Here is an 8002-nt window from a genome sequence, read left to right as displayed (position 1 = left end):
ATTTTTTCACATCTTTTATCATTTGGGGGGATTAAATCAGCGTTTCCCAAGAAAAACGCGCAGGGTGCGGGGACCATCCGCAAACGATCCGATGGCCGCTGGGAGGCTAGGTTTACAGTCGGTTTCAATCCGACAACAGGAAAACAAGTACAGAAATCCATCTACGGTAAGACCCAAAAAGAGGTTCGGGAAAGGTTGACGGAGGTTACTATGGAGGTTGATACTGGAACCTACGCAGAGCCTTCAAAAATGACCTTGGAACAGTGGATGGGGATTTGGCTGGACGAGTATATGTTTGATAAAAAATGGTCCGCTGTCAAGCATTATAAAGCCCAAGTGAAGATAAATATTCTGCCAGCCCTGGGCTGTTATCCATTGTCACAATTGGACCCTCACCTTATTCAAACATTTTACAATTCTCTGCTGCGGGGAAAAGGAAGAACAAAACCCCTCAGCCCGAAAAGTATTCGGAATATCCACGGTATCCTCAGCAAATGCCTCTCTACGGCTGTCAAACTGGAGTATATCCGGCGGAATCCCGCTGAATCGGTAACACTGCCCCGTGTAGACCGCAAAGAAATCAAGCCCCTTAATGACGGGCAAGTGAGCAAAATGGTGGCGCAAGCGGGAAATGACGGTTTTGGAACATTGTTTAAAGTGGTTGTCTTTACTGGTCTGCGCTTGGGCGAGGCCCTGGGACTGACGTGGGACTGCGTTGACTTTCAAAAAAACCGGCTGACCATCAATAAACAGCTTCAAAAAGGCCGCTGGCGGATGTCGGTTTTACGTTTGCTCCGCTGAAAAATGACAAGGTGCGTGTAATTGCCCCGGCTCCGTTTGTCTTGGCTTTGTTAAAGCAGTGGAAACAAAAACAGGCGGAAGCTAAACTGCTGTCGGGAAGTTTATGGCAGGGCTGGAAAACAGAAAAGGAAAGACAAGCCGCCATTGTGTTTACCAATGAGCTTGGCGGGCATCTCCATCCCCAAACCGTCTACAACCATATTAAAAAACTGGCGGCCTCCGTAGGTGCTCCCCAGGCCAGGGTGCATGATCTCCGACATACCTATGCCGTGTTGTCTCTCCAGAACGGCGACGATGTGAAAACGGTGCAGGGAAACCTGGGCCACGCTACGGCGGCATTTACGCTGGATGTCTATGGGCATGTGTCCGAGCATATGAAGGAGGTCAGCGCCCAGCGGATGCAGCAGTACATAGAAAACATGGGCTGACATTGTTAAAAAATCCCGTAAGGGTCAACACAAGGGTCAAAAGGGTATAAAAAAACCTTGAAACCATTGCGTTAATAGTGGTAAGGAACTCACGCAAGGAGACTGTTGGCTGACAATTCGTAGTGCAAAAGCGCAAGATGGGTTATGGATTTATAAATTATCCACAGCCCATCTTTGTGCTTATTAGAAGTTTACCAAGCAAGTGTGTGCCATCGGTCCCGTCTGCCTGGCTCTCTGCGCCGCGCGGTGGCTGGAATATAGTGGATTCAGAGTACGAATAGCCGCCGTATCACGTTTCTCCGTGATACGGCGGCTTTGAGTCTATAGCGGCAGAATATGGTCCAGGCCGGTACTGCGCCCCTGCTCTTTTTGCCGGGATTCGATTTGCCGGATGAAATAAGTCTATCCAGCGAGCGGGGCATTTTATTTCGATGCTGGCTCCTCTTTTCCTTTCTGAGCCTTGGCGGCCGTTCTCTTGTGTTTGCCGGCAATCAGCACGAGTGCTGCCAAGGCAGCCAAACCGCCCACGACAGCGGGGATCAGCCACAGGGCGCTCCGAGTAGATTGGATACAGAAAGTGCCCTGGGTTCCGGTCATGGTCAGCAATAGATACTGTCCGTTTTGGACGGCTTCCACCTGTTGCCACTGGCCGTTCTGATACTGCCAGACATGGGTACCGCTGTCAGGGCTTAACAGCCGCAAAGGAACGGAATCCTCTGGCTCCGCTCCAGCGAGAACGACGTCCCACACGACGGCCTGCTCCCCCGCCTCCTGGGGCGGAACCTGGACGCTGTCTGTCACATGGAGAACGGCGTCCCCGGTAAACTGTCCCTCCGCCAGGGCCAGGGCCAGCTTTCCGGACAGCTCCCGGCTGGCCACCACAGTAACCCAAGGGGTATAGACCGCGTTCACGGTCAGGTCGGAGCGCAGGCCGGAGACATCAAACTCCGGCCAGACGCCGTAATTGCCCTCCAGCTCTGGCACAGGGGGCAGGTCGAGCCTGGACAGGTCCTCCCCGTAGAGGAAGGGAATCTGCGCCACCGTTTTTTCCTCCGCCATCAGAGTCAGCGTAAAGGCGGTGAACTCTGGCGGAATATCGGGCAGCTGGCTCAGCGCGTTAAAGGGGATGGGCTCGGCCCGCCCCGCGTAGCTGACGCCGTCCACCCCGGCGGTGCCGGTGCCTACAAAGAGATTGCCGGACAGCGCCCCATCCGTCTCTATGCCGCCGGCAATGGCTCCCAGATACTCCGTGCCTTCCTCGATTGTGACGATGGCACGGCAGTCCCGCAGACGGCTGGCCCAGCCGGCAATGCCGCCGACGTAATTCTCTCCGGACAGGGTGCTCTTGACATGGGAGCTGCGGATGGAGGCGTCCGCGTAGCCGGCCACACCCCCCACATAGTTCCCGCCGGTGCTGGCTACCGGGCCGTAATTCTGGCACTCCAAGGCAGTACCCAGGTCCATGCGCCCCGCCAGACCGCCCACGCAGTCCTTCTTGCCGGTGACGGCCCCACGATTGACGCAGTTCATCAGCACCGCCTTGGTCTCGTAGCTGCTGCCAAAGGAGAACCGGCCGGTCGTGTCGTCCTCCGGGTCCAGGTCGAATTCAATGGCCACGGCACCGGCAATGCCGCCCACGTTGCGGTCTCCCTCCACGGTTCCCAGGTTGGAGCAGTCCGCCACCTTGCCCTCCCGGGTGGCGGAGATGTCCTCATCGGAGGTGTCCTGAATGATGCCCTCCAGGCCGCCTTCAGCGGTGTCCCTGGCGTCATCCATTGCGTCCAGCAGAAGGGTGAATACCGCGTTAAACTGCCGGTTGATGGCCCGCAGGTCGGCGGTCAGGGTGCCGTTCCCGGTCTGAAGGGCGCTGTTCAGCCCGTCCATCTCCTCCAGCAGGCCGCTCATGGCATCATAAAGGCTGTCGCCGGCCTGCCGGAAGTCCTCCCCCAGGGGGGTGAACTCCGCAGGACCGTCCTCGGTGAGCGTATCCACCGCATCGCCAATGGTATCCAGCGCCCGGCGCAGCAGCCGCCCGATGACGNCGGAGGTGTCAGAGGCCTCCTCCAGTGTATCCAGNGCGTCTCCCAGCTGGCTGGACAGAGCGCCGGAGCGGCTCAGGGCCTGCTGGAGCTGAGACAGGGCATCATCCAGATCATCCCCCGCTCCCCGCAGGGCGCGGAATGCCTGACGCAGCTCCTCCCGCGCCGCCAGAAGAGAGCTGACGGAGATGGAGCCGCTTCCCAAATCCAGAAAGCCTTGAAAGGCGTCCAGCGCGCGTTCCAGCCGGCTTACCGCCGTGGTCAGCCCGGAGGCGGACTGCCGCAGCTTCTCCACCGCGAGACGCAGGTCCCGCGCGGCCCGATCGCCGGTGTCCACCGCGCCGCCCAGAGAATCCAAAGCGTCCCCCAGCTGGCGGGACAGGCGCTCCAGCCGCCCGCCCACGTCGGACAGATCGTCCAGGGCGGGAGAAATTTTGTCCAGCGCGCCGGTGATGTCGGCGGTCAGGGTGTTGATGGTGCCGATGTTCTCGTCGGTAAAATCGGAAACCCGGTCCAGCAGCTCCTTGGTGCTGTCCTTGGCGCTGCCGGCGTAGTCTCCCATGGCGCTGAGCTGGGCGGAGACGCTGTCTCCGGTGCGCTCCGCGTCGTCCAGCGCGCGGTTAATCAGGTTTTCCAGGGTGTTCAGCTCCTGGCGCAGCTGCTCCAGCGTGTCCCGGCCAGGGTCCACAAGCACATAGGGCTCCGCCTGGCCCACAATGCCGCCCACGTCCTTCCGTCCGTAGACGGTGCCGCTGTTGGTACAGCCGGACAGATAGCCGTCCTGCCGCCCGGCGATGCCGCCGGTGTTGTACCCCACATGGGGGTAGCCCACCGTGCCGCGATTGACGCAGCTCTGCACCATGCCGCTGGAATAGCCCACGATGCCACCGGTATCAAAGCAGCCGTCCAGCAGGTGGTAGGTTTCGTCGTCCGCCGCGGCCTGCTCCTCCAAGATGGCAGCCGCATCCGCGTCCATCAGGTCCACATTGGTTTCCTTCCGGGTCAGATTCACTCCGGCGCTGCTTTCACATTTGAGCAGCAACCCCAAATTCCGGCCCGCAATGCCGCCGGTGATATTCTTGCCGCTGACAGAACCGGAGACGGAACAACCGGTAATCTCACCGGTGATGCTGTTGTATCCGGCGATGCCGCCCACGGTGGCATCCCCCTGAACCACGCCGTGAAAGGCACAGCTTTGCAGGGTTCCTGCGTTGTTGCCCACGATGCCTCCCACGGTGGAGCGGGTACCCCCGGGGGCCACCGTACCCTTGACGGTCAAGTCCCGTACCAGCCCGCCGGGCTGGATATAGCGGAACAACCCCAGGGTGGAACCGGCGGAGGTGAGACACAGCCCGGAGATGGTGTGTCCCTGGCCTAAAAAGGTGCCGCCGAAGGTGGGAATGGGGGTGAAATCCACCCCGCTCAGGTCCAGGTCGGCGGTGAGGGTAACAGTCTTGCCCTGGGACCAGGTGTCCAGAGCGCAGTTTTTCCCGAAACGCTGGAGGTCCGCTACGTTGGAGATGGTGACAGTGCTTTCCTCCGTGGCCCAGGCGGGCAGGACCAGCGAGGTCAGAATCCAGACCGCCAGAAGGATGGGGAACAGCCGGTCGACACGTTTACGCATGAGAATCCGCCCCCTTTCCCGCAGGGATTGCCGCTGGTTGGGGCGGCTCCTCCGGCCGGACAGCCCCCGTTGCCACCGCCGCATTGATGCTGCCATGGAGGATGCCGCTGAAATCGGCGTCCACCATGCCGGAGATGTATCCCCGGACGTGGCCGTCCACCAGCAGACTGCCGGTGTGGGTCTGGACGAGATGCCGGGTCTTCAGGGTAAAGGCAGTCTTTTCAATGATGGTGTCGCCCAGCAGCAGAATCTGGGGAAGGATACCCATCACCAGGAAGATGGAGATTAACGTGCCCCGGCCCAGACACACGCCGATGGAGGCGATGGAGGCTGTGGTGGACAGCAGGCCGATGGCCACGCCGGCGGAGGCCAAAATAGTGCCTGAGGTAATAATGGTGGGGAAAGCCTCATTCAGCGACTTGATAACCGCATCCTTGAGGGACATGGTCTGTTTCAGCTCCACATAGCGGTTGGCGATGACAATGGCGTAGTCAATATTTGCGCCCATCTGGATGGAGCTGACCACCAGATAGCTGAGGAAGAACAGGGGTTCCTTCTGTAAGTAAGGGAAGGAGAAGTTGATCCAGACACTGCCCTGGATGACCAGGATCAACAGCACCGGAAGCCCGGCGGATTTGAAGGTAAACACCAGCACCAGAATGACGAATACGATGGTCAAAATGCTGATGAGCATGTTGTCGTTGCCGAAGGAGGCGGACAGGTCAAAATCGCTGGTGGAGTTGCCCACCAGGAGGGAATTTTCCGGGTAGTAACGGCCCACAATTTCATGCAGAGTGTCCAGAAAAGTGNAGGTCTCCTCCCCCTCCTCGGGCAGGTTGAGCTGTAAGACCAGACGGCTGTAGTTCTCCCCCTTCAATTGCAGCTGGGCGTCGGTCAGCTGGACGTGGAGGTCCTCAATGGTCTCAGTCATGTCCGCGTCCAGAGAGATGTAGCCCTCGTCCATCATGTCATAGACATACAGGAACATATCAATCAAGGGTACGCCGTAGCTGTCCAGGCCGGAAACTACCTGTCCGTAGTCCTCCTGGTCCACGGCGTAGGCGGAGTAGAGCAGCCGGGCCACCTCAATATCCAGATCGGTCAGCTCGGCAAACTGCCGGGGTGTCAGCCGGTCTGTGAGGACATAGCCGTCCATGGCATCCACATTGGCCAGGCCCAGCACCGTGTCCGTCTCGGGCATACGATCCAGTTCCCGGAGCAGCCGGCCCTCCTGCTCATAGTCCCCCTTGGGCACGATAACCGCCAGGGTGTTCACCCGGCCAAAGGTTTCGTTCACCCGCTGCTGGGCAATCTGGGCGTCGCTCTGGCGGAAGGTGGTCAGCTCGGTCTGCCCGTAGGCGTAGGGGCAGCGGTTGGCGAACACAAAACCGCCAATCAGAAGCACCACAAACAGGGGCGGCATGACAAAACGGGTTTTCACCGCCAGCCGGCCCCAGGCGGTGATTTTGGGCACAAAATTCCGGTGGTGGGTGCGGTCGATCAAACTGCTGAAGCTGAGCAGCAGCCCGGGCATCAGGGTAAACACGGCCAGCAGGCTGAGCACAATGGACTTCATCAGCACCAGGCCCAAATCCTGACCAATCCCGAACTGCATGAAGCACATGGCCCCCAGGCCGGACAGGGTGGTCATGGAGGAGCCGGCAATCTCCGGAATGGCCTTGCTCAGGGCGGCCACCACCGCCTCCCGGGCCTCCAGCTGCTCCCGCTCCTCGGTGTACCGGTGGCAGAGGATGATGGCGTAGTCAATGGCCAGGGCCAGCTGGAGGACCACCGCCACCGAGTTGGAGACAAAGGATATTTCGCCAAAGATAAAGTTGGTGCCCTTGTTCATCAGTGCCGCCATGCCAAAGGTCATAAGTAGCACCGGGATCTCCATATAGGTGTGGGAGGTGAACAGCAGCACCACCAGGATGATGACCACGGCAATCACCATGACCACCTGCATCTCGGCGTTCAGACTTTCAGAGGCGGAGTCGCCGGTGTCGCCGGTGATATAGACGTCATACCCGTCCAGAAGGGCTTTGACACCATCCAATCCCTCCAGACTCACCGGGTCAGTGGCGGTCCCGTCGTAGGTGATGGAAAACAGGGCGGAGCCGTTGGTGTAGTGGTCCCTGGAACCGTTGAACTCCACCGATTTTACACCTTCCATCATCTCTATCTGCTCCGCCAAGCTCTCCGCCTGACGGTAGGAGATATTGTCCACCATAATGCGGCTGGTGCCAAAGGTGACAAACTCCGCCTCCATCACGGTCAACCCTTGCCGGGTCTCGGTGGTGTCAGACAAGTAGCTGGTCAGATCGTCGTTCACCGCCACCCAGCCGCTGGAAAAGACGCAGAAAATAGCTGCTCCGATGTACAACAGGTAAAAGGCTTTGCGTTTGTCCACAATAAAAGCCGCAATCCGTTCCATCGGGCTTTGCTTTTCCGAAACTTCTACTGTGTGCCTGCTCAACCTGAACGCTCCTTTCAAACTCTATGATAGACAATGGTACTCTGTTTTTCTTGGAAATGCAAGTGGTCAACAGAAAGATAATGTTGTCACTTCCATCGTCCCCTTTTTACATTGAATTATATGTATTATACATGATTGAATAAGTAAACCAATACATAGAAATATATGTATGATACGTTCCTTGAAAAAGTGGGACTGACATTGAAAAGCGTGATGGAATTGTTTCGGGAACTGCGGGAAGATCACGATTACTCTCAAAGTGATATAGCAGCCGTTTTGGGAATTTCTCAGCAGCATTATTCCAAGTATGAGACGGGAGAATATGAATTTCCGCTGCGGCATTTTATCACGCTGGCAAAATACTATAGTGTGTCTGCTGATTATCTAATCGGGCGGTGTTCCTATGATGAAAAGAAGCCTTTGGAGATGGTATATGTCACTCGTGATTGTACTTGTGAGAAGCTGGTGCAGGATATACTTTCTTTAAGCGAACATGGAAGAGAAGCTGTTGTGGAGTATATAGAGTTACAGCGGTTGAAGGAAAGGCAGAAAAAGTGATGCTTTCTTTGGGGGGTTGGTTTGCGGCCCGTGCGGACAACCTTACGCTCAAAGGTGACTGAAAAGGGAGCGGGGG

General features: G+C 57.7%; 4 protein-coding genes. 3 read left to right on the top strand and 1 reads right to left on the bottom strand.

Annotation, left to right across the window (positions count from 1 at the left end; genetic code table 11):
* On the top strand, positions 1–801 hold an 801-nt coding region (locus JX325_RS09985), incomplete at its 5' end, for a site-specific integrase (protein WP_204790999.1).
* 11 nt (positions 802–812) lie between these two features.
* Positions 813–1229 (top strand): site-specific integrase, encoded by a 417-nt coding sequence (locus JX325_RS09980; protein ID WP_243414033.1) that lies wholly within the window; start codon positions 813–815, stop codon positions 1227–1229.
* A 3655-nt stretch (positions 1230–4884) separates the two neighbouring features.
* On the opposite strand, the gene JX325_RS09975 is transcribed toward JX325_RS09980, so the two are convergent.
* Positions 4885–7302 carry an MMPL family transporter gene (locus JX325_RS09975; protein ID WP_307819264.1) on the bottom strand — a complete coding sequence of 806 codons (2418 nt, stop codon included), beginning with the start codon at positions 7300–7302 and terminating at the stop codon, positions 4885–4887.
* Positions 7303–7533: 231 nt separating this feature from the next.
* Here JX325_RS09975 and JX325_RS09970 point away from each other — a divergent pair, with 231 nt between their 5' ends.
* Positions 7534–7926, top strand: coding sequence for a helix-turn-helix domain-containing protein (locus JX325_RS09970; RefSeq protein WP_243414032.1), 393 nt, complete (start codon positions 7534–7536; stop codon positions 7924–7926).
* The last annotated feature ends 76 nt before the right edge of the window (positions 7927–8002 follow it).

The organism is Oscillibacter sp. CU971, assembly GCF_905219725.1.
GTDB lineage: Bacteria > Bacillota > Clostridia > Oscillospirales > Oscillospiraceae > Oscillibacter.
Note: the sequence above shows the minus strand (reverse complement) of the source record. Positions and strands in the feature narration are given on the sequence as shown.

Excerpts from the sequence above, each read along its gene's own strand:
- JX325_RS09970 (WP_243414032.1), top strand. The coding sequence starts at position 7,534 with ATGTATGATACGTTCCTTGAAAAAGTGGGACTGACATTGAAAAGCGTG.